The organism is Skermanella rosea (assembly GCF_016806835.2).
GTDB lineage: Bacteria > Pseudomonadota > Alphaproteobacteria > Azospirillales > Azospirillaceae > Skermanella > Skermanella rosea.
The window spans coordinates 112624-138457 of record NZ_CP086113.1 but is presented as its reverse complement, the minus strand read 5'-3'; the positions used below and the strand labels follow the sequence as shown (position 1 = coordinate 138457).

Here is a 25834-nt window from a genome sequence, read left to right as displayed (position 1 = left end):
TGTAGCAAGAATGTCTACGTCTTATTCGATGTATACCCGGTGTACATCGCTCTTTGATTATCGATTTTTCTGTCCTGAATCGTGGTCCACCACGCGTCTCGCCAGTCAGGGAGGACGCAAACGCTTCCGGATCGAGGGTTTCACCGCGGAATGACGGCCTTATGCAGCATTCGCCGCCGGGTACCGGGGCGCCCAGGGTTTTTGAGCTGATGGCCATACTCTTTTGCCATCAAGAGAATAGTCGTCATGGCCGAGGCACCTGTCGTTGCGGCGCTGAAGGACAAGCGGGCCGAGTTGTCGGACATGGTCGCCGATCTGGAGAAGCGGATCCGCCAGCACCGGGCCGATCTGCTGCATGCAGAAGATCACGACCGCACAGCGTCTCAGTGCCTGGACGATCCCTCAGCGAGGCCGCGACCGCGTCACCTTGGCGGGCGGGCAGCAGGTCGATCGGCCGGTTGCATTCCAGATCGATCGCGGAGAAAAGGCGTTTTCCCTTATGTGATTATCCTCACCCTTCGGCGCGTTCGCGTTGCACCGGAAATGCGGGTGGACCAAGATTGCCGGCGTCCGGTAAACCCGGTGCGGTTCAAAAGAGCCGGGATTACTGAATTCCGAGCAGAGGGCCGATCCGAGCCAGCACCTCCTGGATCACACTGTCGGGCGCCTTCCCAACCGGTTCGATCCGCCTTGCATTGCGGTCGATGCTTTTGACCTGGTCGGTCAGCACGGCACCGGAGAAACCCAGGCCCATGGGCAGAACGACCTCGAAAGGGTGCCCCTTGATCGTGCTGGTGATCGGGCACACGACGGCGAATTTCGTGAGTCGGTGGTACTCCCGGGGCGAGAGCACCAGAGCCGGTCGTCGCCCGGCCTGCTCGTGGACCGCGTTGGGCGTAGAATCGATCCAGACCAGATCGCCGCGACCTGGCACGGCCATCAGATCAGCTCGTGGCCGACCGGGCCATCATCGAAGCTCTCGTGCTGGTTCTCCGGTGTCATGCCAGCCAGCAGCTCATCGATGGTGTAGCGCGGCCGAGCTGGACGCAGGACGACCGCGCCAGACTCAACGGCCAGTTCGATGGCCGCGCCTTCCGTGAGCCCGGCCTGCTCGATGATCCGCTTCGGCAGGCGCACCGCCAGGCTATTGCCCCATTTAGCGATTTCAGTACGCATCTGATCTCTCGGCGTAGATACGATGGATACACATCGGCGCAGGGTGGGAAGGCTACACGGATTCCGGTTTCCCCGACTTCCGGCAAGGTCGCCGGACGCCATGCAGGAGGGGTCTTTCCGGACAGATGCTCGTGAAGACGTCGGCGCATGGATCGGGATGCATCCGGCGTTCATCGGGTGTGGCGGGTATGGAGCCCGGCCTCCTGAAGCTGAAAGCCGCATGCCGAGGCGGGCTCGCCCGCCCCGGCCGGCTCAAGGCCATCCTTGAATCTGGATGCTACCTTGAGTTTCGCAGGATCGGGGCTTGCCCGTTTCCTGCCGTCGGTATCCTCGCGACGTCAGCGCATCACGAAGGGATTCGGCACCTCGGTCTCGGTCGAGATCCAGACGGTCTTGGTCTGCAGGTACTCCTTGATCGCCTCCTGTCCGCTTTCCCGCCCGATGCCGCTCTGCTTGTACCCGCCGAACGGCGCCATGTAGCTCGTCGCCCGGTAGGTATTGACCCAGACCATGCCGGTCTGCAGCCGGTTCGGCAGCGTGTGGGCCTTCGAGATGCTCTCGGTCCACAATCCGGCGCCGAGGCCGTAGGGTGAGTCGTTGGCGATCGAGACGGCCTCGTCCTCGTCCTCGAAGGGGATGACCGACAGCACCGGCCCGAAGATCTCCTCGCGGGCGATGCGCATGGTGTTGTTGACGCCGGTGAAGATGGTGGGCTCGACGAACCAGCCGCCGCTCAGTTGGGGATCGCTCGGTTGCCGGCCGCCGAGCACGGCCTCGGCCCCCTCGTTCCGCGCGATGTCCAGGTAGGAGAGGACTTTCTCGAGCTGCGGCTTGGTCGTGACCGGGCCCACCTGGGTCGTCGGCAGCATCGGGTCGCCGAGCGTCGCGGTGCGCGCGAACGCCACCAGCCGACCGATGAACTCGTCATGGATCCGGCGGTCGACGAGCAGGCGCGAGCCGGCGATGCAGGTCTGGCCGCTGGCGGCGAAGATGCCGGAGACGACGCCTTTCACGGCGTTGTCCAGGTTGGCGTCGGCAAGCACGATGTTCGCCGACTTGCCGCCGAGCTCCAGGGTCACGCGCTTCAGGGTCGCGGCCGCGGCCTGGTAGATCCGCTTGCCCGTGGTCTCGGATCCCGTGAAGGCGATCTTGGAGACCAGGGGGTGCTCGACCAGGCGCTGCCCCACCTCCGCGCCGAAGCCGGTCACCACGTTCAGGACGCCGGGCGGAAAGCCGACGGATTCGAAGATCCGGGCGAACTCCAGCATGGAGGCGGACGTGAACTCCGACGGCTTCACGACGACGGTGTTGCCGGCCGCGAGTGCCGGGGCCAGCTTCCAGGCGGTCAGGAACAGCGGGGAGTTCCAGGGGATGATGGCGCCGACGACGCCGATCGGCTCGTGCCGGATGTAGGTGAAGTTGCCGGGCTTGTCGATCGGCAGCACGGCGCCCTCGACCTTGTCGGCCAGGCCGCCGAAGTAATAATACCACTGCCGCATGTAGTTGGTCTGGCCGAGCATCTCGGTCAGGAGCTTGCCGTTGTCCCGGACTTCGATATGGGCGAGGCGCTCGGCATGGTCGGCCAGGGCGTCGCCGAGCTTGCGCAGCAGGGCTCCGCGTCCGGTCGCGTTGATCGACCTCCAGGCGTCGCCGTTGAAGGCGGCGTGGGCGGCCTCGACGGCGCGGTCCACGTCCGCCTCGCCGCCGCGCGGGATCAGCGCCCAGGTCTTCCCGGTATAGGGGTTCTGGGTTTCGAAGACCTCGCCGGACCGGGCCGCCGTCCATTCGCCGCCGATCAGCATGTCGTAGCGGACCAGGCCGTCCTTGCCGGGACCCTGGGACTCATGGGGTGTGCTGGGTGTCATCCTGTTTCTCGCTCGTTCTTCGTTGCCGCGCGCCGGCGGGTGATAACCGTTTCAGGCGGCCTTGCAGGCCATGCTGGTACGCCAGGTGGCGCTGTCCAGGGGGCGGTCCCGCCAGTCGGCCAGCAGGGAAGCCGCGTGGAGCAGGGCGCCCTCGTCGATCCCCGTCCGCACGCCCATGGCGGCCAGCATCGAGACCGCGTCCTCGGTCGCCACGTTGCCGGTGGCTCCGGGAGCATAGGGACAGCCGCCCAGTCCTCCGACCGCCGCGTCGAAGGTGGTGATCCCGGCATCGAGGCCCGCCAGCATGTTGGCGAGCGCCCGGCCCCGGGTGTCGTGGAGATGAAGCTCGAACGAGACCGCCGGGAACTGCCCGATGAGGCGGGCGCACAGGCGGTGGACCTGCGCAGGGTCGGCGACGCCGATCGTGTCGCACAGCCCGATCCGGGTGGAGCCGGCGTCCGCGAGCCGTCCGACGATCGACAGGATCCGTTCCTCCGGGACATCGCCCTCGAAGGGGCAGCCGAAGACGACCGAGAGCGAGATGCGGGTATCCAGTCCCATGCGCCGCGTCTCATCCTCCAGGACGAGGATCTCGCTGATCGAGTCCTCGGTCGTCCGGTTGAGGTTGCGCTTGTTGTGGCCGTCGGTGGCGGAGAAGACGAAGGTCACGCCCTTGATCCCGGCCCCGACGGCGCGGTCGAGCCCGCGGCGGTTCGGCACCAGGGCGAAGGCCTTGAAGTCCAGATCGCCGACGGCCCTGACCACCTCCTCGGCGTCCGCCAGGTTCGGGATCCATTTCGGGTGCGTGAAGGAGGTCACCTCGATCTCGCGGAACCCCGCGGCCGCGAGCCTGCGGACGAGCGTGATCTTGGCGTCGGTCGGAAGCATCTGCTTCTCGTTCTGAAGGCCGTCGCGCGGGCCGACCTCGATCATCGAGACGGAAGAGGGGATGCGCATGTCAGGCTTCCTTCCTGAAGGCGTCCTCAAGGATGCCGACAAGGCCTTCGTAGGTGACGTCGCGAGGGTTGGGCAGCACCTGCCGGCTGTTCGTCATGCCGTCGGACGCCAGGGATTCGATCGCCGAGCGCGGAATGTCCAGGTCATCCAGGAAAGCCGGGATGCCGATGTCGCGCGACAGGGCCTCGACGGCAAGGACGGCCCGTTCGGCGCCCGTGCGGACGGGAAGCTGTTCGACCTTTTCCCCCATCGCGATGGCGATGTCCCGGTAGCGGTCCAGCGCGCTCACCATGTTCCAGCGCATCACGTACGGCAGCAGGACCGAGTTCGCGACGCCGTGGGGGACGTTGAACCGCCCGCCCAGAGGCATGGCCAGCCCGTGCACCATGCCGGTGGCGGCGCTGCCGAAGGCGAGGCCCGCGTAGAGGCTGGCCGTCAGCATGCTCTCCCGGGCCTGGATGTTCCGGCCGTTGTGGACCGCCGTCCGCAGCGACGAGGCGATCATGCGGATGGCCTTCAGCGCGAAGTCGTCGGTGAGCGGCTGGGCGAAGCGGGAAACATAGGCCTCGATCGCGTGGGTCAGCGCGTCCATGCCGGTGGAGGCGGTGACCGCCGGCGGCAGGCCAAGGGTGAGTTCGGGGTCCAGGATGGCCGTATCGGCGAGAAGGTGGCGGCTGACGATTCCCTTCTTCGTCTTGTCGGCCTTCAGGCTCAGGACGGCGACGTTGGTGACCTCGCTGCCGGTTCCCGACGTGGTCGGGATCAGGATCTTCGGCACGCCGGGGCGCTCCACCTTGTCGATCCCCAGGTACTGCGCCACGTCGCCCTCGTTGCGGGCCAGGACCGAGGCGCACTTGGCCACGTCGAGCGCGCTGCCGCCGCCCAGGCCGACGATGAGATCGTAGCCCTCCCGGCGCACCGTTTCGGCGCAGGCGATGACCGTCTCGATGCTCGGATCCGGTTCGACCTCGGTGAAGAGATCGCCGCGGCGCCCGCCCAGCAGTTCCGTCACGCGCGGGGCGATCCCGGCCTTCACCAGGCCCGGGTCCGTGACGATGAGGATCTTGCGCGCGTGCAGGCGGTCGATCTCGGCCGGAAGCTGGGCGATGACGCCGCGGCCGTGGACCAGCCGCTGGATCGCCGTGAATACCGTCGGACTCGCCATTGTCGTTTTCTCCTTTGTTCTTTTCAGGCGTCGCTCAGATCACGCCGCGGGCGCGCAGACCCGCCAGGGCCTGCTCGTCCAGGCCCAGCCGATCGGCCAGGATCCTGTCGGTGTGGGCGCCAAGGGGTGGTCCGACCCAGCGGATCGTCCCCGGTGTTTCCGAAAGCCGCGGCACGACGCCCTGCATGGCGAGGGTCCCGTAATCCTCGGTCTCGATATCGACGACAGATCCGCGTTCCCGGAAGTGCGGGTTGCCCGCGACATCAGCGGCATCGCTGACGGGACCGGCGGGAACGCCGTGCTCCTCCATGAGGTCCAGCAGGTCGGCCATGGTGCGCGTCCGGGTCCACGACGCGATCAGATCGTCCAGCTCCCGTTGGCGGATGCCCCGCTCGCGGTGCGTGGCGTAGCGGGGATCCTCGCCGAGTTCCGGCCGCCCCATGGCCGTCGCCAAGCGGCGGAAGATGCCGTCCCCGTTGCCGGCGATCAGGATCCAGGAGCCGTCTCCGGTCGGGTAGAGGTTGGAGGGCGCGATCCCGGGCAGCGTCGAGCCGGTGCGCCGGCGGATCGCTCCGGTGGCGCTGTATTCCGACACCACGCTCTCCAGGACGCCCAGGATGCTGTCGGTGATGCCGACATCCACCGTCTGGCCCCGCCCGGACCCGTGCCTGGCTTCCAGGGCGGCCAGGATGCCGATGGCGGTGAACATGCCCGCCAGGGAATCGCCGATCGAGACCCCGACCCGCGGCGGCGGCTGGTCCGGATATCCCGCGAGGTTTCGCAGGCCGGCCATGGCTTCCGCGATGGCGCCGAACCCGGCGCGGTTCCGGTAAGGCCCGGTCTGGCCGAATCCCGATACCCGGCCGACGATCAGGCGCTCGTTGTCCGCCTGGAGCGCCTCGGGAGAGAGGTTCCACTTCTCCAGCGTGCCGGGCCTGAAGTTCTCGATGAGGACGTCGGCCTCCCGCGCGAGCTTGCGGACGATCTCCTGGCCGTCCGCGGTGCGCAGGTCGAGCGTGACCGACTGCTTGTTGCGGGCGATCACCGGCCACCAGAGGGATTTGCCGTCCCGCTGCACGGCGCCCCACTGCCGCATGGCGTCCCCGCCGGACGGCGGCTCGACCTTGACGACGTCGGCGCCGAGGTCGGCGAGGATCTGTCCGCAGAACGGGCCGGCGATGAACGCGCCCAGCTCGATGACCTTGATACCGCCAAGCGGGCCGGCGCCCGTTCGCGCGCTCATGCGAATCCTCCGACGATGGCGAGCCCGCGGCGCTGCTTCGTGTCTCCCATGAGAGCGGCCAGGCTTCGCCGGCAGGCATCGGACGCGTGGGTCGTGATCGCCTCCACGGCCTCGTCGCGCCGTCGCTCGCGGATCAGCTCCAGGATGTGCAGGTGTTCGCGGATCGAGCGTTCTCGCCCCTCGGCCGTCCAGACCTCGAGCCACCGCGCCCGCGCCAGCCTGAGCATGACGTCCTCGATCGCCCGGACGAAGAACGCGTTTCCGCTCATGCGGGCGATCTCGACGTGAAGCTCCGTGCCGACACGATGCCACTCGGCCCTGGGCCCGTCGATCGTGCAGGAGGTCACCATCTCGACGACGACGTCGATATGGCCGGGATCCGCCCGCTCGCAGGCCAGCGCGATCGCGTCGCGCTCGATGCAGCGCCTGAATTCCGAGACCTGCTCGATCTCGCCGAAGGAGATCGGGGTGACCGACCAGCCGCGCTCGTCGCGACACACCAGCCCCTCGCCCTCGAGACGGGAGAGAGCCGCCCGGATCGGCGTCCTGGAAGCCTCGAAACGGCTTTCCAGGGTGCGTTCGCTGAACCTCTCTCCCGGCTTCATGCCAAGCGACAGGATGTTCTCGCGCATCTGTTCGTACACGCTGTGCATCTGTGACACAGTCAGTATCCTCATTGTCGGGGCGGGCAGGGTGGTCCCGCGATTTCGCCGCCTCGCGCCGCCGGTGCCCGTCTTCCAGCGTGGGAAAGGAACGCCGGGCAAGGAGAGAGCCCGGCATCCCTTGCCGCATCACTGCCTGGCCGCGGCCGCTTCCTTGACGACCAGGTCCACAAGGTCGGGGAACTTGGCGCGCCACAGGTCATAGACCGGCTTCGTCTTCTCCACGAAGGGCCCGGTGTCCACCTCGTTGAACCGGACCCCGGTCGCCTCGATCGTCTTGCGGAGTTCGATCTCGTCGTTCAGCGAACGCTGGCGGTTGAACTCGCCGGCTTCCTTGGCCGCGGCCCGGATCGCTTCCTTGTCCTTGTCGGAGAAGGTGTTGAAGACGACCTTGCTGGCGAGGAGGACCGTGGTCTCGTACTTGTGGCTGGTCAGGGAGATGTATTTCTGCACCTCGTGGAGCTTCGAGGAGTAGATGTTGATCAGCGGGTTTTCCTGGCCGTCGACCACCCCCTGCTGGAGGGCGATGTAGAGTTCGGAGAAGGCCAGCGGCGTCGGGTTGGCGCCGAGAGCCTTGAAGATGTCGACCGTCATCGGATCGGGAGGCGTGCGGACCTTGATGCCAGCGAGGTCCGCGGGCTTCTCGATCGGGCGGACATTGTTGCTGGTGTGCCGGATGCCGTTGTCCCAGTAGGCCAGGACGACCAGCCCCATGGGATCCGCCGCCTTCCTGATGGTTTCGCCGACGGGGCCGTCCACGACCTTCCAGGCCTGGGGCAGGTCCTGGAAGAGGAACGGCAGGCCCAGCACGGCGATCTCGGGAACCACGCCGGATGTCGTGCCCTGGGAGTTCGCGCTGAAGGCCATGGTCCCGAGGCGCATGTTGGTCAGCGCCTCGGCGTCCTCGCCGAACTGCGCGCTGCCTCCGACATCGATCTGGACGCGCCCCTCGGTCTTCTCGGCGACGAGTTTCGCGAACAGCAGCGACGCGTCGGATTTAGGATTGCCGGGCGCCGCATTGTGCGACAGCTGCAGCTTCTGCGCGTGGACGGGCGATGTGAACAGGGCGACGGCCGCTGCGATCGCCAGGATGCTCGTTTTCATTCTTCCTCCCTTTGTCTGGCCCTTATCTGGCCCTTGTACGGCCGGGCCTTGTCTTCTCCCGGGCGTTGGTCACGCCGGGCGGCCGCGGCCGTTCTTGTTCGTGCGCGCGGTCTTCGGACCGGTCCGCGAGTCCGCATACCGACTGGTATACCAAGGGGAATACCGAATCAACGGAAAAAGTTGGTTTCCATACTATCCTTTCGGCGCCGTGCCCGCCGTCCGCTTCGCGGGCACCGTCACGGCGCGGGCTCGGGCTTCCGCGGCATGTAATGACCCTGCGGTTCGGCCGCGACCCGCACGATCCGCGCCGCCTCCAGATCGCCGATCTCCTTCTCGGAAAGGCCGATCGACCGAAGCACGTCGCCCGTGTCGCCGCCGAGCGGCGGTGCCGGACGGAGAACGCGGCACGGCGTCCCGGCGAGCTTGACCGGAAAGCCCAGCATGCGGACCGTTCCGGCGCCCGGGTGGTCGACGTCGATCACCATTTCCTGCGCCCTGACCTGGGGATCGGCGAAGACTTCGGCCAGGTCCTGCACCTTGCCGCAGGGAACGCCGACGGCGTTTAGCTTGGCGATCCACTCCGCCTGGCTGCGGGTCCGCATGCGCTCGTCGATGATCGTCTTCAGCTCGGCGCGCCGGCCGAAGCGCTTCGGATTGTCGTCGAAGCGCGGATCGCTCAACAAGTCCCGCAGGTCCAGCGCTCCCAGGAAACGGCCGAGGACGACATCGTTGCTGGGTGCCACGGCCACCTCCCCATCGGATGCCTGGAAGAGCCCGTATGGCGCCACGAGGGGATGATCGTTGCCGGTTCGCGGCGGCACCTGGCCGGTCGCGAAGAACTCGGAGGCCAGGTAGGCCATCAGGCTGACCGCCCCGTTCACCATCGCCGATTCGACGCGCTGGCCCCGGCCGGTCATGTCGCGGGACCGCAGGGCGGCCAAAATCCCGAAGGCGGCGTACAGGCCGGCCACCAAATCGGTGATCGGCTGACCGCTGCGCATGGGCTCCTGGTCGGCCGCCCCGTTGACGCTCATGAAGCCGCTCATCGCCTGGGCGATGAAGTCGAAGGCGGGACGGTCGACATACGGGCCGGTGCTGCCGTAGCCATTGACGCTGCAGGTCACCAGGCGGGGGTTGATTTCCTCCAGGCGCTCGGGACCGAAACCCATCTTGGCCAGCACGCCGGGCCTGAAATTCTCGACCAGGACGTCGGCGGTGGCGATCAGGCGGGCCAGGATCTCCTTTCCTTCCTCGGAGTAGAGGTCCAGCGCGATCGACTTCTTGTTGCGGTTGAAGCTGGCGAAGTACCAGCTCAGGCCCTCGCGGATCGTGCCCTGTTCGCGGACCGGGTCGCCGTTCTCCGGCTCGACCTTGATCACCTCGGCACCCATGTCGCCGAGCAGCATGGTGCAGAACGGTCCCGAAAGGACGCGCGTGAGATCGACGACGCGGATGCCGTCCAATGGAGTGGTCATGACTTCACCTCAACCGCAAGCCGTCGCGACGGAGTCGACGGGATAGAGCGATAGCCGCGGCCCGGCCTTCATCACCTGACCCGGCAGCGTCCGGCCGATAACCCGCTCAAGCCGTCGCGAGACCTCCACCAGGCGCGCGAGGTCGACGCCGGAGCGGACCCCGCACTCGTCGAGCATGTAGACGAGGTCCTCGGTGCAGATGTTCCCGGTGGCACCTGGGGCGAAGGGGCAGCCGCCAAGGCCCCCGATCGACGCCTCGTAGCGGGTCACCCCCTCCTCGAGCCCCGTGTAGACGCAGGCGAGCCCGACGCCGCGCGTATTGTGGAAGTGAAGCGTCACCTCGATGTCCGGCAACTCCCGGCACAGCGCGCGGCAGGTCGCCTTGACGATGGGGGGTGTCGCCATGCCCGTCGTGTCGCCCAGCGTCAGGCGGGTGATGCCGAGGTCCCGGTACGCCTTGGCGATGTCCACGACCCGGCTTACCGGAACGGAGCCCTCGAAGGGACAGCCGAAGGACGTCGCGATCGCGCCGTACACGGGAATGCCGGCCTCGCCGGCGACCCCGCATACCTCGCCGAAGCCGTCCAGGGATTGCGCGACGGAACGGTTCACATTCTTCCGGTTATGGCTTTCGGAGGCGGACAGGAAGACCACCATGGCGTCGATCCCCGCGGCGGCGGCGCGTTCGGCTCCCCGGGCGTTCGGCACCAGGGCGGTCAGCGCCGCGCCCTTCGACCGGTCGATTCCGGCGATCACCTCGGCGGCGTCGCGCATCTGCGGAACCGCCCGCGGCGACACGAACGATGTCGCCTCCAGCTGCCGGATCCCGGCGTCTATCAGGCCGTTGATCAGGGCGATCTTCTCTTCCGTCGGAATCCATCCGGCCTCGGACTGCAACCCGTCGCGCGGGCCGACATCGATCACCGTGACCTCGGTGGGAAAGCCCTCCATACGGATCGTCTGATCGTCAGTCGTGCGCTCTAGCATGCTCGTCCTTTCGGCTCGTTGGGGGTTGCGGTGGTCGACCAATTTGGCATACCGTCTACACCCAACCGGTGGCGCAAGGCCAGAGCGGAGTCGAGGGTTTTCGATGGGGAACGACGGCGACGGCAGCAGGCAGATCGGAAACCAGGTGTTTGCGCGGCTGCGCAAGCTCATCCTGGAACTCGACCTGGTGCCTGGGGAGAGAGTCTCCGAGCGGGACCTGCAAGCGCTCGTCGGCGCTTCGCGGACACCGATCCGCGAGGCGCTGCTGCGCCTGGAACGCGAGGGGCTGGTGGTTCGCGAACACCGCGGCTACCGCGTCGCCCCGATCAGCGAGCGGGAGCTGGCCTCCGTCTACGAGTGGCGGGAGATCGTCGAATCGCAGGCTGTGCGGCTGGCCTGCGCCCGCGCCCTGCCGGAACAGCTGGATGCCATCCAGGCGACGATCGATCGCGGGCTGCACGACGCGGCACCCGAGACATGGTTCCGGATCGGCAGCGACGTGCATGTCATGCTGGCCGGCCTGTCCGGAAACCCGTTTCTCATCCGGGCGGTCGAGGACATCATGCTGCGCATCGACCGCGCGCGCTGGCTGCTCGCCAGTACGCCCGAAGGCCGCGACACGGCGCATCGCGAGCACAGCCGGATCGTGACGCTCATCCGGGCGGGAGACGCCGAGGCGGCTGTCCAGGCCATAGCCGCCCATGTGCGATCGGGACGCGATGCCGTCCTGGCAGCGTTCGAGACCGAGATCCGCAAGTCCAGGCTCCGCGGCTCGGTGCTTGGCGGTGCCCGCGAACGTCTCGTGACATGAGGGAGATCCGCCTCGCCTCCTCGGGAACGTCATCGCTTCAATGATAAAAATGGAGAGGAACGCCAGATCATGATAACGGCCCTGAAACGCATCGTCGGCGGTGCCGCCTTGATAGTTTCGCTGAGCGCCTTCACGCCGGCGAACGTCGAATGCATCGCTCCGGCCGATCCGGGAGGCGGCTGGGATTTCACCTGCCGCACCGTGGGCAAACTGCTCTATGACCAGAACCTTGTTCCCGGGCCGGTGCAGGTCACCAACATGGCGGGAGGCGTCGGCGCCGTCGCCTATGCCAACGTCGCTTCCAAGCGTCCCGGTGCAGAGAACCTTATCGTCGCCACCAGCACGGTCGGCATCACGCAGATCGCCCAGGGAAAGTACCCGGCCGATGCCGACGTCATGCGCTGGATCGGCATGCTGGGCACCGATGTCGGAGTCGTCCTGGTTCCCAAGGAGTCTCCGATCCGGAACCTCGCCGAGCTTCTCGCCTCGCTGAAGTCGGATCCGGGTTCGGTGGTGGCCGCCGGATCTTCGGGCATCGGCGGCTGGGACCATATCCGCCTCCTCATGCTCGCGCAGGAGACCGGCGTGACCAGTGCCGACCTGCGGAAGATCCGCTGGGTCCAGTTCGACGGCGGCGGGCCCGCGGTGACCCAGATGCTCGGCGGGCATGTCGGCACCGTCGTCACCGACCTCGGGGAGGTTGCAGGCTTCGTCGAGTCCGGCGACGTCCGCATTCTCGCGGCACTCTCCGACGAGCGGATCCCCGCCTTCCCGGACGTGCCGACCGCCAAGGAACAGGGCATCGACGTGACCGGCTATAACTGGCGCGGCTTCTACACCGGCGGCGAGGTATCCGACGAGGCGTACCGGGGCTGGGTCGACATCCTCAAGAACCTGTACGAGTCCGAGGAGTGGAAGGAAACCGCCACGTCCAAGGGTCTCGTGCCGATCTGGCGCGGCGGCGAGGAGTTCCAGGCCTTCGTGAACGAGCAGGTCGCCGATATGCGGGAAATTTCCAAGGCGATCGGGATCATCAGGTGAGCGACCGCATCGCCGGACTGCTGTTCGCGGCACTGGCGGCGTGGGCCTTCGTGACCGCGGGGAGCTTCGAGGCCGGATTCTCGGACCCGGTCGGCCCCGCGGCCTTCCCGCGCCTGCTCGCGGTGCCGCTCGGAATACTGAGCCTGTTCCTGATCCTGCGGCCGGATCCGAACCCGCGATGGGCCGGAGGACGGCCCTTGCTTCGCCAGGCTCTGGCGGTCGCGGTCCTGGGAGGATACGCCCTGCTGCTGGAGACGCTGGGCTTCCCGGTGGCCACCCTGCTCGGCGTGACCTTCCTGGCGCGGCTGCTCGGGGCGCGCTGGCTGCCGGCCCTCGCGACCGGTACCGCCCTGTCCCTCGTGCTGTTCGTGCTGTTCGACCAGGTCCTCGACCTGCCGCTGCCGCTATGGCCCCAAACCGTCGGATAACCCCATGGACATCATGACGTCTCTGCTCGACGGGTTCGCGGTAGCGCTGACCCCGGGCAACCTCGGCCTGGCCATATTCGGCTGCTTCATCGGGACCATCATCGGAGCCCTGCCGGGTATCGGTCCGGTCAACGGCGTCGCCATCCTGATCCCGCTGGCCTTCTCGCTGCAGCTCAACCCGGCCTCGTCGATGATACTGCTGTCGTGCGTCTACTACGGGTGCATGTACGGCGGCCGCATATCGAGCATCATGCTCAACATCCCGGGCGATGAACCGGCGATCATGACGACCCTGGACGGCTATCCCATGGCCAAGTCCGGGAGGGCCTCCGAGGCTCTTGCCATATCGGCCGTCGCCTCGTTCGTCGGTGCCACGCTGGCGACGATCGGGCTGACGCTGTTCTCGCCGCTGCTTGCCGGCGCCGCCATCCATTTCGGGCCCACCGAGTACTTCGCGCTCTACGTGATGGCGTTCGCGACGATCGGCGGCATAACCGGCGCCAACCCGGCCAAGACGCTGATCGCCGCTTTCCTTGGGCTGCTCCTGGCGACCGTGGGCCTCGACCCTGCCAGCGGTGTCCAGCGATTCACGCTCGGCCAGTTCGAACTCTACGACGGCTTCGACCCGATCGTCGCGATCGTCGGCCTGTTCGCCATCAGCGAGGTCCTGATCTTCCTGGAAACCTCCCACGAACCCACCGCCGAAATGCCCCGGGTGGGACGCGTGCTCCCCAGGCTGAACGATATCCGGATCAGCCTGGGTGCGATGATGCGCGGCTCGCTGATCGGCTTCGTAGCCGGCGTCCTGCCCGGGGCCGGGGCTTCGCTGGGCGCCTTCCTCTCCTACATCGCCGAGAAACGCGTCTCGGACAAGAACGGTACGTTCGGCAAGGGAGACCCCCGGGGGGTCGCCGCACCGGAGGCCGGCAACAACGCGGCGGCCGGCGGCGCGCTGATCCCGATGCTGACGCTGGGGGTTCCCGGTAGCGGCACCACGGCGGTCATGCTGGCCCTGCTGATCTCGCTCAACATCACGCCCGGCCCGCTGCTGTTCGAGCGTCAGCCCGATATCGTGTGGGGCCTGATCGCCGCGCTGTACGTGGCCAACGTCGTGCTTCTCGCGCTCAATCTGCCCATGGTCGGGATGTTCACCCGGATGCTCCTGCTGCCGACATGGGTGCTCATGCCGCTCGTCGTGATGGTCAGCTTCGTCGGCGTGTACTCGATCAGCCACAGCAGTTTCGACCTGATGGTCATGATCGGCTTCGGCCTCCTGGGCTTCGCGCTGCGCAAGCTCGACATTTCCCTGGTGCCGATCGTTCTCGGCCTCCTGCTGGGTGCCGATATGGAGAACAGTTTCCGACGGGCGCTCAGCATCAGCGACGGCGATGTCGGGATCCTGTTCCAGAGCCCGATTTCCCTGGCTCTCTACGGGGTCACGGCGGTCATGCTTGCCATCGCGGTCGGGTTCGCCGTCAGGAAGAGACTTTCCTGACTGTCCGGAACGGCGCCCGGACCGTGGGCTTGTCCGGCGTCGTGGCCGAGACGACGGCGGTGCGGACGATAGCCTCGATGGCCGTGCTCCTGGTCCCCGCCATCGCCCCGGAGTGGCATTCATGACCCCGAAGATGCCCGTGAAGGACAGGCATGACCCGGATGGGTCCGGCTGTCGCCGCAAAATCGCCGGTACGGACCGAGGTTTCGAGGAATATGCCGTCCGCCCGGTCGTTCCGGGTGTCTGCGGTCGGCCGGGTGTCGTTCACGGCGCCGGCGCATGCACCGGCACCCTGGCGCATCACGGCACCTCCAGTTCGAGAATGCGCGCGCCGATCCCGTCGAGGCGGGCGAGATAGGCGGCGGGTTCGAGCAGCTGGTGCGGGAAATAGAGCCCCGGCGGGGGTGACGGCCTGCCATCGACCCCGGCGAGCCGTTCGAGGACCATGGCGACGCCCAGCCCCGTCAGCGGCATCTGCCCTTGCGGGTGAACGACGGCATGACGGGTGCGCAGCGGCCGGCCGGCATGGTCCTCGCCGGCCAGCCCGATCACGATCTCCGTCGACATCGGTTCGCCGCGCCGGCGGGAGGAGCTCACTCCGACCGCGAGATCGAACCGCACGTTCGGCGCACCGGTCGCGTTCGCGAGGCCGAGGACGTCGTTGGGGGACAGGGCGGACGCTTCCATCACGGTGCCGTCCACCGCGCGGAAGCTGCCCTTGGCGTCGTCGCCGACGCGCCAGACATAGGCGCCGTCGCGACGGGCAAGCGCTGCGGGCATGGTCCTGGTCTGACGCTCCAGGTCGGCTTCCGCCGCCGGGCCGAAGGCGTCCTCCTCGTCGAGCAGCGCGCCGATGGCGATGTCATGGACGCGGCCGAACGCCTTGGCGAATTCGAGCGTCGGGACGGTCGTGGCGCCGACCAGCCATTCGGTGCCGAGCACGACCGGCGCGGCATCGGGCTTATGGATGTAGGCCGCGACCTCGGGCGCGATCTCGGCGATTCCGGGAGAGATGCTGACGTGCGGCACGCCGCGTGCCTGGGCGAAGCGCAGCCCGGCGACCCTCTCGTCGGTGAACAGGACGGCGACGGCACCGACCGGACGGTCGCCCAGGCCGAGATCGTCGGCGGAGGGATCGAGCGCCACCCCTTCCGCGTTGCCAAGCCGGGCGGCGGCCTCCCGAGCCTTGGCAAGATCCCGGCCGCCGATCAGCAGCGGCACGTCGGCATGGGCGGCGCGCAGGAAGCGTGCGGTCCAGTGGCCGACGATTCCGGAACCGCCGACGAGCAGAATGGGATGCGATGACATTGCTATGCCTCCTTGCGTCACGGTATAACCTACCAATCGTAGGAATCAGACTAGCTACTGATGGTAGGTTATGCAAGAGGTCGATGACGTGAAGGGCACTGCGCACGGTCCGTCCCCCCGGACGGCGTCGCGGCGGCTCTGCAAGGAGGAGCGGCGGCGCCAGCTGCTCGACACGGCGCTCCTGATCATCCGCGAAGAGGGGGCGGACCGCTTGACGCTCGGGCACCTGGCCGCGCGTGCCAGCGTTTCCAAGCCCGTCGCCTACGATCACTTCGGAACGCGGTCGGGCCTGTTGATCGAGCTCTACAGGTGGATCGACACCGAGCGGGTCGACGCTTTCCGGGAGGCGATGGCCGACAACCGGCGCGACCTGCGGGAAACCAGCGAGGTCCTCGCGGACGCCTACATAAAATGTGCCGCCGATACGAAGGGAGAGTTTCACGCGGTGGGGGCGGCGCTGGCGGGAAGCGAGGACAAGGCGACGGTGTTCCAGGAGCTGGTCGAAAACTGCGTCCGGATGTTCGTGGCGGTGTTGCGGCCGCACAGCAGCTTGCCGGCACCCGATCTGGAGCGTCTCTGCGTCGGTCTGGTCGGCGCGGGCGAAGCGATGTCGGCCGCGGTGGTACGCGGCCGTTGCGGGGAGGCGGAAGCCGTCGAGACTTTCGCGGCTCTGATCCGGGGCGGATTGCACGCGGCGGGGTGACCGCGGATCCGGCAGGGCAGTCCGCCGCGCCGGCGTCAGGCATGCCGCCCGCCGGCTGATCGTCGTGTGATCGGGAACCGGGAGGTCGATGCCCAGAAGGTCCAGCAGCGATCCGAGCAGCCCCTCGGTCTGGCACAGCGACTGGTGAAACACCAGCCTGACCATCAAGGCTGTCTCGATCGCTGTCCGCGAGTGGCGCGCCTGACCGACCGGCATTTTCCGCGGCGCTGCCCTCCAGGCCGAGATGGCCTCACCGCTGACCATCGCGGCGGGTGTCCCGTGCGCGTGGGTGACGGCCGACAGCGTGTATGGGGGCGGCTACGCGCTGCGGCTGCGGCTGGAGCGCCAGCCGATCGGCTACGTCCTGGCGGTGACCGGCAAACCGCGTGCTCCGTCCGGCTTCGATACTGTCGAGGAACGCGCCGCGACGCGCTTCGGGACCGGGGACTGTCAGCGGCTGAGCGCCGGCGATGGCACCAAGGGAGCACGCCTGTACGACTGGGCCTACGGGGAGTATTCCTCTCTTCAGCCTGGATGGAACCGTGGCCTGCTGGTCCGTCGTTCCCTCACCGAACCGGACAAGCTCACGTATTACCTGACCTTCGCCCCCGAGAACACGCCGATCAGCACCCTGGTGAATGTCGCGGGAACGCGGTGGACCATTGAGATCGACCAGACATGATGCCTCCGTAATTACATCGGGCCGTCCTCGACAGGGTCGGGCGAGCCCGGGTTCCACATGCGTGGCGTCGCGTGCAAGGTCCGTAGCCGGGCCAGTTCGGCGTCGTCGGCCTGGATCATCCAGACTGACTTGCCCTCCCCGGTGACCAGCCGGCCGGTGATCACGCCCTTGCGAAGCCATGCGTAGAGCGTCGGCTTCGGGATGTCCAGGTGACGGGCCAGGGCCTCCAGCGTCCAATCGTGCGGGGATGCCGTCATGGTGCGCCGGGCCCGCTCGTTGGGCCACCGCTTCAGCCCCTGCCGGTAGAGCAGGCCCCGGACAGTTGCCGCCGAGAAGGGACCGCGGCGTTTGGGCGGGACCCAGCCCTCCGCGTTGAGCGTGTCGGCGATCGCCGGCGCCGTCCGGCCGTCGGCATGCAGGGCGGCGACCCGCTCCAGCAACGCCGGGTAGGTGCTCAGCTGTTCCAGGCGGGCGACCGGCCGGGCCAGCGTGGTGCGGGTGCTGTGGCCGCCGGCCCACCGGCACTCCAGCGTGACGGTCTCGCTGTGGCCCTCCACGCCGACCACCACCCGGTCGAGGATCTGGCGGACGACGGCCTGCCGGTCCGCCATGGTCGTCGTCGGGGCGTGCCAGAGCGCCGGCAGATCCGCGGCCAGGCGGCGGATCTCCGCCTGCTCTTCGCCGCTGAGGACGGCGGGCTGGTGCGCGAGGAAGCGCTCGTACTCGGCCCGCAGGTCGGCCTCGGCCGCCAGCGCCGCCTCCCAGTGCCGTTCCAGCGTGCGGGCGACCAGACGGTTCTCGGGCTCGACCGCGTCGTATTGCCGGAACGCCCGCTTCACCTCGTAGCGCGCCCGCTCGAGCCGCTGCGCCCAGTGCCGCTGCACCGCGGCGCGTTCGGCGGCGAGGTCCTCGGCGGCGCGCAGGCTGACCTCGAGGGCGGCCGGCTCCAGCGCCTGCAGCACCAGGGCCGTGACCGCCTCGTCCACGGTCGCCGCGACCAGGGATTGGCACAGCGGCGCGGCGTAGCTGGATGCCGCCCGGTTGCAGACGTAGCGCGCGGCGTGGCCGTTGCTCCTGTACTGGGTGGTCATCCGCTGGCCGCAGCGGCCGCAGACCACCAGTCCCGACAGCAGCGCGGTCCCGCCGCGGCTCACCCCCGTGGCCTGCGCCATGTTGGCCTCGAGTTGGCGAAGGTTGGCCTCATAGTGCTCCCAAGTGATGTAGGCGGGGAAGCGGTCCTTGAGCAGCACCGCCCAGTCGCCCGGGGCGGCGACCCGGCGGCCGGTCCCGGGCCGCCCGGCCTTCTGGCGGCGCGGATCGGTCGGCCGTCGGCCGTAGGAATAGGCCCCGGCGTAGATCGGGTTGTGGAAGAGGTTGCTCAGCGTGGCCCGGTTCGGGCGGTGCCAGGCGAGCGGCTCGCCGGCCCGCCAAGCCCCGGTCCTACCGCGGCTATCGCCTGGTCACTCTGGCGACGACATCAGCAACGCGCTCGCCGCTGCCGCTGCCGCTGGAGGTGTCATACCCAAACCGATGAAGACCGGCTCTTGCTCTAACACGGCCATGGAATCGATTACTGTCTGGAGCCCTATACACCGAAGGTCACGCCGGTCAGCGCCTCGGATACCTCCCAGAGCCGGGCGGCCACCGCCTTGTCCACAGCCCGGGGCGGGACCCTGGATGGAGCGGGGTACCCGCGCGTCTCGCCCAATCTGTCGGGGCCGTAATACCCACCCGGCTTGGCATCCGGCGATGTCGCGGCGTAGAGGACCGGCAGGGCTCCCCGTGCCGGCGGCTGAAACAGGAACGGGAGGACCGATCGAACCAGGCGGCTGATGTCCCACCGGCCCGTGGAATTGTAGAGAAGGTCGGTTCGCGCTATACCCGGATGCGCGGCGACGCTCTCGATGCCCCAGGCATTGGCCTCGCTGCGCCGTTGCAGTTCGAAGGCGAAAACGAGGCAGGCAAGCTTCGACTGACTATAGACGGACATCGGCTTGTAGGACCGTCTGGCATTCAGGTCGTCGAAGTCGATCGTCCCGCTCCGGGCGGCGATACTGCTCAACGTGACGACACGGGAGCGTTTCCCATGCCGCAGCAAGGGAAGGAGCTGCGCGGTCAGGGCGAAGTGCCCGAGATGGTTGGTGCCGAGCTGGAGCTCGAACCCGTCAGCCGTTTCCTGCCGTGTCGGCGGTACCATGATGCCGGCATTGTTGATCAGCAGGTCGAGGTGTGTGCGGGTCGCCCGCATCCTTTCGCCGAAGGCGGTGACCGAGGCCAGGTTCGCCAGGTCGAACCTTTCGAAGCCGATAGCGGCATCGCGGTCGGCTGCTCGGATCCGCTCCACCGCCTCGCCGCCCTTGGCCGGGTTTCTGCCGGCCAGGATGACGTCCGCCCCGGCGCGCGCCAATAGCCGGGCGCATTCGTAGCCCAGGCCGCCGGTCCCAGTGACGACGACCGAGCGCCCGTTCTGGGCGGGCATGTCGTCTGCGGTCCATTTCATCATTCTTCGCATCCCCTTGTCGGTTCCCTGGTCTGGCCAGCCGGCAGGAATGCCCGGCTTGGCGGATGGCCCGCGGTCGGTTCGCCCGGACACGGGTCGCGCGGCCCGGGCGCCGCGGACCACGGCGCCGGCGGGCCGGTCATGGCGACAGGTTTCGCCATCCCGGCCGATGCGGTCCGCGCCGGCTGATGCGGTAGACGGACGCCGGCGGCAGATTGCTGACGGTGCCGCCGATGCGCTGCGCCTTCAGCCCGAGCCGGTCGAGGATAGGCCGGGCGACCGGGCAGCGCGGACCATAGGTGAACTGGTAGAAGGCCCCGCGTGGCCGCAGGCAGGCGAACGCGCCCGTGAGTATGGCGATGACGGTCCGGGGCGGCATCGAGAGGAGGCCGAGGCCGCTCACGACCGCTCCGGCCGCCGCGTCAGGAAACAGGTCGAGGGCCGAAAGCCTGGAGGCGTCCTGGTGCAGAACTCTCGCCTGCGGGAACCGCTGGCGCAGAACCGTCACGAACTCGGCCCCATATTCGACCAGCGTCAGATCGGCCTGGTCAAGTCCGCGGTCGAGCAGCGCCTTGGTGAAGACGCCGGTCCCGGGGCCGAGTTCCAGGACCGGCGACTGCGCGGCTCCGATTTCCGACGTGATGAGTCGGGCGAGCGATGCGCTCGACGGCACCACGGCGGCGACGCGCAACGGCTCCGTGATCCAGGAACGAATGAAGCGCACGCGGTCAGACCATTGGACTTGCCAAGTGGTTGCGCCGCCGCCTCGCCCACCGGGAACCGGACCGGGAAGTTTCGGGAACGTCATGCCCGGCTCCCCGGCAGAACCGTGCGGGTACGCCCCTCATCGACGGTTTCGGTGGCCGCAAGCGGCAGCGAGCGCAGACGCCGGCCGGTGGCGTCGAAGATCGCGTTGGCAAGGGCGGGAGCGACCGGGACGACGCCCGGCTCTCCCGCACCGCCAGGGAGCTCGCCGCTGTCCATGATCTCGACGGCGACGTCCGGTGCGTTGTGCAGGCGGTGCATGGGAAAGTCGTGGAAATTCGATTCCACCACCGCGCCGTTCTCGATCGTGATCGCGCTCATCAAGGCGGTGGTGAGTCCGTAGAAGATGCTGCCCTCCATCTGCGCGATCACCGCGTCCGGATTCACCGCGATGCCGACGTCGATTGCGCAGAAGACCCGATCGACAGTGATCTCGCCGTCCGTGGCCACGGTGACCTCGACGACCTGGGCCACGATGCTCCTGAACGCTTCCTCGATGGCGATCCCGCGCCCCCGGCCCCGGGGCAGCGGTTCGCCCCAGCGGGCCAACGCAGCGACGCGCTCGAGCACGGCGAGATGGCGGGGGCTGTCGCGAAGCAGGGCGCGGCGGTAATCCACGGGATCCGCCCCGGCCAGATGCGCGCATTCGTCGATGAAGGATTCGGCGAAGAAGGTGTTGAAAGAGTATCCGTTGGAACGCCAGTGGCCGATCGGGAGGTGAGAAGGAACGTGATGGGAAGCCACGCGCCGCGCCGCGATGCCGTAATAGGGCTTGTCCAACCCTTGGACGGTTGTGAAGTCGCCGTCGGGGCTGCCGCCGTCGCCGATGGGCATCAAGCGGCTCCGGAAGGACTGGAGGAGGGACTGTGCCGCAACGACCGCCTCATAGGCGACCGGCAGGCCGTCCGGTCCCAGGGCGGCACGCAGGCGCCCGGCGGCATGGCTGCGGAAGACGCCACGGCCGATATCCTCTTCGCGCGACCACATCAGTTTCACGGGCCGGTCCGGGAAGAGCGCCGCCAGATACGCCGCCTGCAGCGAAACGTCCAGTTCGGTCCGGCGACCGAAGCCGCCCCCGTTCGTCAGGATATGGCAGGTGACGGACGACAGATCGACGCCGGCCCGGCCCGCGCCCCTCGAGACACCCCAGCGTAGAGCTATCGGAGATTGCGCCGGAACCCATGCTTCAGCCGTTCCATCGCTTCGGACGAGGACGGTCGCGTTCATCGGCTCCATGCAGGCGTGGGCGACGAGCGGCGCCTCGTAGGCCGCTTCGAGGATGATCGGCGAGCCGTCAGGAAAGCCGGGACCTTCCGCAAGGTTCTCGTAGGCATCGCCGCCGTCGAGCAGCGCCTGCATCCGTTCCGACAGACCGGCGCTGGAGACATCGTCCGCGTCCGTCCCGGTCCATTCAACATCGAGCCGGCCGGCAGCCTGTTCGGCCTGCCACCAGGATCGGGCGATCACCGCCACGCTCTCGCCATCGATCACGACGACGTCGACAACACCCGGCTGCGTGCGGACTTCCGCCATGTTGGCGACCCGGACGACACTGCTTCCGAACACCGGCGCCTGGCGGATCGACGCGTGCAGCATGTCCGGCAGCACCACATCGGCGCCGAACACCGGGGCTCCCCGGACTTTCGCCGGCAGGTCCAGGCGAGGCTGGGACGTGCCGATCAGCCGCCAGTCCGCTTCGGACTTGAGCGCCGGGATCCGGGGCGGGGAAACGGCGGCCGCGTCGAGCGCGAGATCGGCATAGGGGATCGCCAGTCCCGAGCCCGCGTGAACGACGGCGCCATCCCGGGTCGCAAGCTCGGCCGCCGGCACGCCGAGCCGCGCGGCTGCCACCGTGACCAGCATGTGCCTCGACGCGGCGCCCGCGGCACGCATCGGCGTCCACAGGCCGTACATCGACGACGAACCGCCGGTCGCGTTCGCACGCAGGGCGCCGAGGATCCGCCGGCCGATCCAGACGGCGGGCCCGCTCGCTTCCTCCGGACGGGTTCCGAGGGGCAGCGCCCAGTTGGCGTACGCCGCGAGATCCTCGATTGGATGCTCGACGGTGATGCGCCCGTCGAACGGCAGGTCCAACTCCTCGGCGACGAGCATGGCGAGCCCGGTGTGGATGCCCTGACCCATCTCGGTGCGCGGCACGTTGACAACCACCCGGCCATCCGGGTGGATCACGACGAATGCGTTGAGGACGGCGCGGTCGCCGTCGATGTAACCGGCGGATCCGTCCACATCGATCGTGGACAGATAGCCGACGCCGGCGACGGCGGCGGTGGCGGCCGTGCCGGCGATGACGGCACCGGTGATGAGGAAGGTGCGTCGTGACAGGTGGCGGGGCATGGCTTTTTCCCTTACCCCTCGGCCAGCATGGCGGAGGCGCGATGGATCGCGCGGCGGATGCGCGGATAGGTGCCGCAGCGGCAGATGTTGGTGATCGCCTCGTCGATGTCGGCGTCGGTGGGGCTGGGTACGCGTGCCAGGAGGGCCGTCGCGGCGACTAGGAAGCCCGGCTGGCAGAAGCCGCACTGGGGCACCTGTTCGTCGATCCAGGCCCGCTGCACGACGGACAGCGCGCCGTCCGCGCCGGCGAGGCCTTCCGCCGTGATCACGGACGCGCCCGCGACCTCGCCGAGGGAAATCGCGCAGGAGGGCGACGATCGACCGTCCACGAGGACGCGGCAGGCGCCGCATTGGGCGACGCCGCAGCCGTACTTGGCGCCGAGGATGCCCAAGTCCTCGCGCAGCGCCCACAGGAGGGGCTTGTCGTCAGGCGCCGCGAGGTCGATGACCGAGCCGTTGACGGTGAGGGTTATCATGCAGTCTCCATTGGCTGTGCCGGATCTTCCCGCGGAGCACGGGGTTCGTTGGGTCCGGCGTTCGATGAGCGTGACAGGCCTTTCCGATCCATCCCGTACTCCCGGGGATCGTTCGTGCGCCTTTCGAGGAATCGATAGGCATTCCTGGCCGAAATGCCGTCCGAGGGGGTGCCGGTGCCGAGATCGTCGCGGACGCTGGCTTGCGAGACCGGGAGGATGTCCCGTTCCGTCGTCCCGGCCGCTTCGAGGATCAACCTAACCGCTGCCTGTCGCAGCCCTGTGCCGGGATTGTCGGCCATTGTAACGGTTTGTATCAGCCGCGACGGTCGAAGCCCCAGCCGACGAGAACCTTGGCTTATTCTGATACAAATTCGTCCGGGCGGCTTCCGGCGGACTCGGCCCGGCGACGTCGTGGTCGGCATCCGAGGTCGATCAGGGGCTTCAGGACCTCGATGCCGGGCCGTACCGGACGTCGGCCGACCGGAGCGACGAAGCGATCCGCCCGTCCGTGCATGCCGCCCGCATGTTCCACCAGTTTCGAGGAGGACCCTTCATACTGAAGCTCTCCTGCCACTGCGGCCAGGTCCGCATCGAGTTCGACAGGCGACCGGACTACATCAACGAGTGCAACTGTACCCTTTGCAGCAAAGCGGGCGTTCGCTGGGCCTATTTCCATCCATCCCAGGTCCGGGTCGAGGGAGCGGCGAGCAGTTACATCCGGGAGGACAAGGCGGAGCCGGGCAATGAAGTCCGATTCTGCCCCAGGTGCGGATCGACGACGCATTTCACGCTGACCGAAGGCGCCGTCGAAAAGTTCGGAACCGCCATGATGGGCGTCAACATGAGGCTCGCGGACGAGAGCGATCTTGCCGGAAGCGAGTTGCGCTATTCCGGCGGGCGAGCCTGGCCCGGTCACGGCGACTTCGGTTCTGTGCGGGAGGCGCGCATCATCGGCGAATGAACGGACCCGCGCTCGCCGCGGACACGGGGCGGCGCCGGACCCTGCCGATCGGCTTGGGCGGGACCGGTGCCGTCGGGCGGATCGCGCGGCAGGGACGCGTCGCGGCCATACTGCCTGGGCGTGCAGCCCATGACCCTCTTGAAGGCTGTACTGAAGGCGCTTTCGGACTCGTAGCCGAGCGACAGGGCAACGACGGACACGGGGTCGGCGGTGTTCTCGAACCTGTCACCGGCGAGCAGCATGCGCCAGCGCGCCAGATAGTCCATTGCCGTCTCCCCAACCGCTTCCTTGAACCTCAGGGCGAAGATCGAGCGGGACATGCCGGCACGCTCGGCGAGTTCCCTCAGTGTCCAGCGATACCCGGGGTCGGCGTGGATGGCGGAAATCGCGGCGCCGAGCTGCTTGTCCGCGAGGGCGAAGAACCATCCGACGCCGCCGGCGGGCCCGTCGTCGAGATGCAGCCGCAGGGCCTGGACCAGCATCATGTGCGCGAGGTGCTGCGCAATGAGCGAACTGCCCGGCCGCTGCTCGCGCAGCTCCTCCCGCATCCGCTCGACCGACCAGCGCAGCGCCGCCTGCTCCGACCCCCTGCGGATCCGCACGACGGGCGGCAGCATCCTGAGGAGGCTGCCCGAGTTCCTGCCGCTGACGGCGAAGCGGCTGCCGACGAGGTAGAAATCGCCGCCGCCCTTGACCGTCACGACGCCGCCCGGGCGGGCCGGCGGAAAGAACTTGCCGGAGTCGACAGGCGTCAGGGCAGTATCGCTGGCAAGGCGGAAATTCCGCCCGCTCGGCAGCACGAAACACTCCCCCGATCTCAGCTTCACCGGCTCGGCGACGCCATCGACGGACAACCAGCATTCGCCCGACACGACGGCGTAGCACTTCATGCGATTCTGCTGGTTGGAAAACTGGATCGACCAGTCGCCTCCCGCATCGAACCCCGACGACACGTAGCTTCGCGGCTTCAGCAGCGACAATACATCCGACAGCGGATCCATGGAGCTCCTCCGGACGATCGCGAAGATATTTCGGACCCTGTAGCATAGACCGTATTTCCGCGACTGCCTATCGTAGCGGCGCCCGGCATCGGGTTCCGATGGTCAGCCGCTCGCCCCGGCCTTGTCGGCGCCGGGGCAACGGCCGCATGGCAAGCCTCCGTTCCGGCCGCGCCCCGCGACATCGACCATCGCGCAAGCCATCAGGCAGAGGAGAAACGTTCATGACGGCGTTCATCATCAATGGGCGCGCGGTGGATATCGCCGCCGGCCCCGAAACCCCGCTGCTGTGGGTCATCCGCGAACATCTCAAGCTCACCGGCACGAAGTACGGCTGCGGCATCGCGCAGTGCGGTGCCTGCACCGTCCATGTCGATGGGGAGCCCGTCCGCTCCTGCGTCACATGGCTTGAGGATGTCGAGGGACGCGAGGTCACGACCATCGAGGGCCTCTCGCCCGATGCCGGCCATCCGCTGCAGAAGGCCTGGGTCGCGGAGCAGGTGCCGCAGTGCGGCTATTGTCAGTCCGGGCAGATCATGCAGGCTGCCGCACTCCTCGAACGCACTCCCGTCCCCACCCGCGAGCAGATCATCGAGCACATGGACGGCAATATCTGCCGCTGCGGGACCTATGTCCGCATCATCGCCGCCGTCGAGCGCGCGTCGCGGGAGGGATGA

25 protein-coding genes and 2 pseudogenes are annotated in these 25834 nt (G+C 68.0%); 9 read left to right on the top strand and 18 right to left on the bottom strand.

Going from position 1 to position 25834, the window contains the following annotated elements:
* Nucleotides 1-355: 355 nt before the first annotated feature.
* Nucleotides 356-505, top strand: coding sequence for a hypothetical protein (locus tag JL101_RS31990; RefSeq protein ID WP_203102652.1), 150 nt, complete (start codon nt 356-358; stop codon nt 503-505).
* Between the two features lie 99 nt (nt 506-604).
* Here the strand turns inward: JL101_RS31990 and JL101_RS31985 are convergent, their stop codons facing one another.
* The 10 genes from JL101_RS31985 to JL101_RS31940 all read right to left on the bottom strand — a co-directional run bounded on the left by JL101_RS31985 (nt 605) and on the right by JL101_RS31940 (nt 10634).
* Complete coding sequence (locus JL101_RS31985; protein WP_203102651.1) at nt 605-940, bottom strand: type II toxin-antitoxin system PemK/MazF family toxin; 336 nt, start codon at nt 938-940, stop codon at nt 605-607.
* On the bottom strand, nt 940-1176 hold the full coding sequence (locus JL101_RS31980) for an AbrB/MazE/SpoVT family DNA-binding domain-containing protein (RefSeq protein ID WP_203102650.1): 237 nt from the start codon (nt 1174-1176) through the stop codon (nt 940-942). The genes JL101_RS31985 and JL101_RS31980 overlap by 1 nt, the downstream gene beginning before the upstream one ends.
* Before the next feature lie 338 nt (nt 1177-1514).
* The gene (locus tag JL101_RS31975; protein ID WP_407697461.1) at nt 1515-3041 is read right to left on the bottom strand and encodes an aldehyde dehydrogenase; all 1527 of its coding nucleotides are present in this window, start codon (nt 3039-3041) and stop codon (nt 1515-1517) included.
* Nucleotides 3042-3092: 51 nt separating this feature from the next.
* Nucleotides 3093-3998, bottom strand: coding sequence for a hydroxymethylglutaryl-CoA lyase (locus tag JL101_RS31970; protein WP_203102648.1), 906 nt, complete (start codon nt 3996-3998; stop codon nt 3093-3095).
* Between the two features lies 1 nt (nt 3999).
* Nucleotides 4000-5163 (bottom strand): iron-containing alcohol dehydrogenase, encoded by a 1164-nt coding sequence (locus tag JL101_RS31965; protein ID WP_203102637.1) that lies wholly within the window; start codon nt 5161-5163, stop codon nt 4000-4002.
* 34 nt (nt 5164-5197) lie between these two features.
* On the bottom strand, nt 5198-6406 hold the full coding sequence (locus JL101_RS31960; RefSeq protein WP_203102635.1) for a CaiB/BaiF CoA transferase family protein: 1209 nt from the start codon (nt 6404-6406) through the stop codon (nt 5198-5200).
* Nucleotides 6403-7059 carry a GntR family transcriptional regulator gene (locus tag JL101_RS31955; RefSeq protein WP_228435631.1) on the bottom strand — a complete coding sequence of 219 codons (657 nt, stop codon included), beginning with the start codon at nt 7057-7059 and terminating at the stop codon, nt 6403-6405. Before JL101_RS31955 ends, JL101_RS31960 begins: the two co-directional genes overlap by 4 nt.
* Nucleotides 7060-7197: 138 nt before the next feature.
* Nucleotides 7198-8172: a DctP family TRAP transporter solute-binding subunit gene (locus tag JL101_RS31950; protein ID WP_203102631.1), complete on the bottom strand. Its 975-nt coding sequence runs from the start codon at nt 8170-8172 to the stop codon at nt 7198-7200.
* A gap of 236 nt (nt 8173-8408) precedes the next feature.
* Nucleotides 8409-9647: a CaiB/BaiF CoA transferase family protein gene (locus JL101_RS31945; RefSeq protein WP_203102629.1), complete on the bottom strand. Its 1239-nt coding sequence runs from the start codon at nt 9645-9647 to the stop codon at nt 8409-8411.
* Between the two features lie 9 nt (nt 9648-9656).
* The gene (locus JL101_RS31940; RefSeq protein WP_203102627.1) at nt 9657-10634 is read right to left on the bottom strand and encodes a hydroxymethylglutaryl-CoA lyase; all 978 of its coding nucleotides are present in this window, start codon (nt 10632-10634) and stop codon (nt 9657-9659) included.
* Nucleotides 10635-10779: 145 nt separating this feature from the next.
* On the opposite strand from JL101_RS31940, the gene JL101_RS31935 reads away from it, so the two are divergent.
* From JL101_RS31935 to JL101_RS31920, 4 genes are all read left to right on the top strand, one after another.
* Nucleotides 10780-11445, top strand: coding sequence for a GntR family transcriptional regulator (locus JL101_RS31935; RefSeq protein WP_203102625.1), 666 nt, complete (start codon nt 10780-10782; stop codon nt 11443-11445).
* Nucleotides 11446-11514: 69 nt separating this feature from the next.
* Nucleotides 11515-12486, top strand: a complete 972-nt coding sequence (locus tag JL101_RS31930; RefSeq protein WP_203102623.1) for a Bug family tripartite tricarboxylate transporter substrate binding protein — start codon at nt 11515-11517, stop codon at nt 12484-12486.
* On the top strand, nt 12483-12914 hold the full coding sequence (locus JL101_RS31925) for a tripartite tricarboxylate transporter TctB family protein (RefSeq protein ID WP_203102621.1): 432 nt from the start codon (nt 12483-12485) through the stop codon (nt 12912-12914). The genes JL101_RS31930 and JL101_RS31925 overlap by 4 nt, the downstream gene beginning before the upstream one ends.
* 4 nt (nt 12915-12918) lie before the next feature.
* On the top strand, nt 12919-14409 hold the full coding sequence (locus JL101_RS31920; protein ID WP_203102619.1) for a tripartite tricarboxylate transporter permease: 1491 nt from the start codon (nt 12919-12921) through the stop codon (nt 14407-14409).
* Nucleotides 14410-14709: 300 nt separating this feature from the next.
* Here JL101_RS31920 and JL101_RS31915 read toward each other — a convergent pair whose 3' ends face one another.
* The gene (locus JL101_RS31915) at nt 14710-15717 is read right to left on the bottom strand and encodes a hypothetical protein (RefSeq protein ID WP_203102609.1); all 1008 of its coding nucleotides are present in this window, start codon (nt 15715-15717) and stop codon (nt 14710-14712) included.
* A gap of 88 nt (nt 15718-15805) precedes the next feature.
* Here JL101_RS31915 and JL101_RS31910 point away from each other — a divergent pair, with 88 nt between their 5' ends.
* Complete coding sequence (locus JL101_RS31910) at nt 15806-16420, top strand: TetR/AcrR family transcriptional regulator (protein WP_203102608.1); 615 nt, start codon at nt 15806-15808, stop codon at nt 16418-16420.
* A gap of 96 nt (nt 16421-16516) precedes the next feature.
* Here the strand turns inward: JL101_RS31910 and JL101_RS37035 are convergent.
* Nucleotides 16517-16636, bottom strand: a pseudogene (locus tag JL101_RS37035) (IS5/IS1182 family transposase); the annotation flags it as partial.
* A 46-nt stretch (nt 16637-16682) separates the two neighbouring features.
* On the opposite strand from JL101_RS37035, the pseudogene JL101_RS31900 reads away from it, so the two are divergent.
* Nucleotides 16683-17087 (top strand): annotated as a pseudogene (locus JL101_RS31900) (IS701 family transposase); the annotation flags it as partial.
* A gap of 26 nt (nt 17088-17113) precedes the next feature.
* Here the strand turns inward: JL101_RS31900 and JL101_RS31895 are convergent.
* The 5 genes from JL101_RS31895 to JL101_RS31875 all read right to left on the bottom strand — a co-directional run bounded on the left by JL101_RS31895 (nt 17114) and on the right by JL101_RS31875 (nt 23198).
* Nucleotides 17114-18460, bottom strand: coding sequence for a recombinase zinc beta ribbon domain-containing protein (locus JL101_RS31895; protein WP_267133577.1), 1347 nt, complete (start codon nt 18458-18460; stop codon nt 17114-17116).
* A gap of 227 nt (nt 18461-18687) precedes the next feature.
* A complete protein-coding gene (locus JL101_RS31890; RefSeq protein ID WP_203099442.1) occupies nt 18688-19605 on the bottom strand; it encodes an SDR family oxidoreductase in 918 nt (305 codons plus the stop codon).
* A 136-nt stretch (nt 19606-19741) separates the two neighbouring features.
* The gene (locus tag JL101_RS31885; protein WP_228435616.1) at nt 19742-20326 is read right to left on the bottom strand and encodes a class I SAM-dependent methyltransferase; all 585 of its coding nucleotides are present in this window, start codon (nt 20324-20326) and stop codon (nt 19742-19744) included.
* A gap of 80 nt (nt 20327-20406) precedes the next feature.
* The gene (locus JL101_RS31880) at nt 20407-22722 is read right to left on the bottom strand and encodes a xanthine dehydrogenase family protein molybdopterin-binding subunit (protein ID WP_203099440.1); all 2316 of its coding nucleotides are present in this window, start codon (nt 22720-22722) and stop codon (nt 20407-20409) included.
* 11 nt (nt 22723-22733) lie between these two features.
* Entirely contained in the window at nt 22734-23198 is a 465-nt protein-coding gene (locus JL101_RS31875) for a (2Fe-2S)-binding protein (protein WP_203099439.1), read from the bottom strand.
* 523 nt (nt 23199-23721) lie between these two features.
* Here JL101_RS31875 and JL101_RS31870 point away from each other — a divergent pair.
* Nucleotides 23722-24159 (top strand): GFA family protein, encoded by a 438-nt coding sequence (locus JL101_RS31870; protein ID WP_203099438.1) that lies wholly within the window; start codon nt 23722-23724, stop codon nt 24157-24159.
* On the opposite strand, the gene JL101_RS31865 is transcribed toward JL101_RS31870, so the two are convergent.
* Nucleotides 24111-25160, bottom strand: coding sequence for an AraC family transcriptional regulator (locus tag JL101_RS31865; protein ID WP_203099437.1), 1050 nt, complete (start codon nt 25158-25160; stop codon nt 24111-24113). The two genes, JL101_RS31870 and JL101_RS31865, sit on opposite strands and share 49 nt — an antisense overlap.
* Before the next feature lie 221 nt (nt 25161-25381).
* On the opposite strand from JL101_RS31865, the gene JL101_RS31860 reads away from it, so the two are divergent.
* Complete coding sequence (locus JL101_RS31860; RefSeq protein WP_203099436.1) at nt 25382-25834, top strand: (2Fe-2S)-binding protein; 453 nt, start codon at nt 25382-25384, stop codon at nt 25832-25834.

What these genes read in the sequence shown, in the direction of transcription:
- JL101_RS31960 (WP_203102635.1), bottom strand. Translation starts at nt 6,406, where the DNA reads ATGAGCGCGCGAACGGGCGCCGGCCCGCTTGGCGGTATCAAGGTCATC.
- JL101_RS31860 (WP_203099436.1), top strand. Translation starts at nt 25,382, where the DNA reads ATGACGGCGTTCATCATCAATGGGCGCGCGGTGGATATCGCCGCCGGC.
- JL101_RS31990 (WP_203102652.1), top strand. Translation starts at nt 356, where the DNA reads ATGCAGAAGATCACGACCGCACAGCGTCTCAGTGCCTGGACGATCCCT.
- JL101_RS31980 (WP_203102650.1), bottom strand. Translation starts at nt 1,176, where the DNA reads ATGCGTACTGAAATCGCTAAATGGGGCAATAGCCTGGCGGTGCGCCTG.
- JL101_RS31930 (WP_203102623.1), top strand. Translation starts at nt 11,515, where the DNA reads ATGATAACGGCCCTGAAACGCATCGTCGGCGGTGCCGCCTTGATAGTT.
- JL101_RS31955 (WP_228435631.1), bottom strand. Translation starts at nt 7,059, where the DNA reads ATGCACAGCGTGTACGAACAGATGCGCGAGAACATCCTGTCGCTTGGC.
- JL101_RS31920 (WP_203102619.1), top strand. Translation starts at nt 12,919, where the DNA reads ATGGACATCATGACGTCTCTGCTCGACGGGTTCGCGGTAGCGCTGACC.
- JL101_RS31875 (WP_203099439.1), bottom strand. Translation starts at nt 23,198, where the DNA reads ATGATAACCCTCACCGTCAACGGCTCGGTCATCGACCTCGCGGCGCCT.
- JL101_RS31965 (WP_203102637.1), bottom strand. Translation starts at nt 5,163, where the DNA reads ATGGCGAGTCCGACGGTATTCACGGCGATCCAGCGGCTGGTCCACGGC.
- JL101_RS31945 (WP_203102629.1), bottom strand. Translation starts at nt 9,647, where the DNA reads ATGACCACTCCATTGGACGGCATCCGCGTCGTCGATCTCACGCGCGTC.
- JL101_RS31880 (WP_203099440.1), bottom strand. Translation starts at nt 22,722, where the DNA reads ATGCCCCGCCACCTGTCACGACGCACCTTCCTCATCACCGGTGCCGTC.
- JL101_RS31985 (WP_203102651.1), bottom strand. Translation starts at nt 940, where the DNA reads ATGGCCGTGCCAGGTCGCGGCGATCTGGTCTGGATCGATTCTACGCCC.
- JL101_RS31915 (WP_203102609.1), bottom strand. Translation starts at nt 15,717, where the DNA reads ATGTCATCGCATCCCATTCTGCTCGTCGGCGGTTCCGGAATCGTCGGC.
- JL101_RS31970 (WP_203102648.1), bottom strand. Translation starts at nt 3,998, where the DNA reads ATGCGCATCCCCTCTTCCGTCTCGATGATCGAGGTCGGCCCGCGCGAC.
- JL101_RS31950 (WP_203102631.1), bottom strand. Translation starts at nt 8,172, where the DNA reads ATGAAAACGAGCATCCTGGCGATCGCAGCGGCCGTCGCCCTGTTCACA.
- JL101_RS31975 (WP_407697461.1), bottom strand. Translation starts at nt 3,041, where the DNA reads ATGACACCCAGCACACCCCATGAGTCCCAGGGTCCCGGCAAGGACGGC.
- JL101_RS31865 (WP_203099437.1), bottom strand. Translation starts at nt 25,160, where the DNA reads ATGGATCCGCTGTCGGATGTATTGTCGCTGCTGAAGCCGCGAAGCTAC.
- JL101_RS31940 (WP_203102627.1), bottom strand. Translation starts at nt 10,634, where the DNA reads ATGCTAGAGCGCACGACTGACGATCAGACGATCCGTATGGAGGGCTTT.
- JL101_RS31890 (WP_203099442.1), bottom strand. Translation starts at nt 19,605, where the DNA reads ATGATGAAATGGACCGCAGACGACATGCCCGCCCAGAACGGGCGCTCG.
- JL101_RS31870 (WP_203099438.1), top strand. Translation starts at nt 23,722, where the DNA reads ATGTTCCACCAGTTTCGAGGAGGACCCTTCATACTGAAGCTCTCCTGC.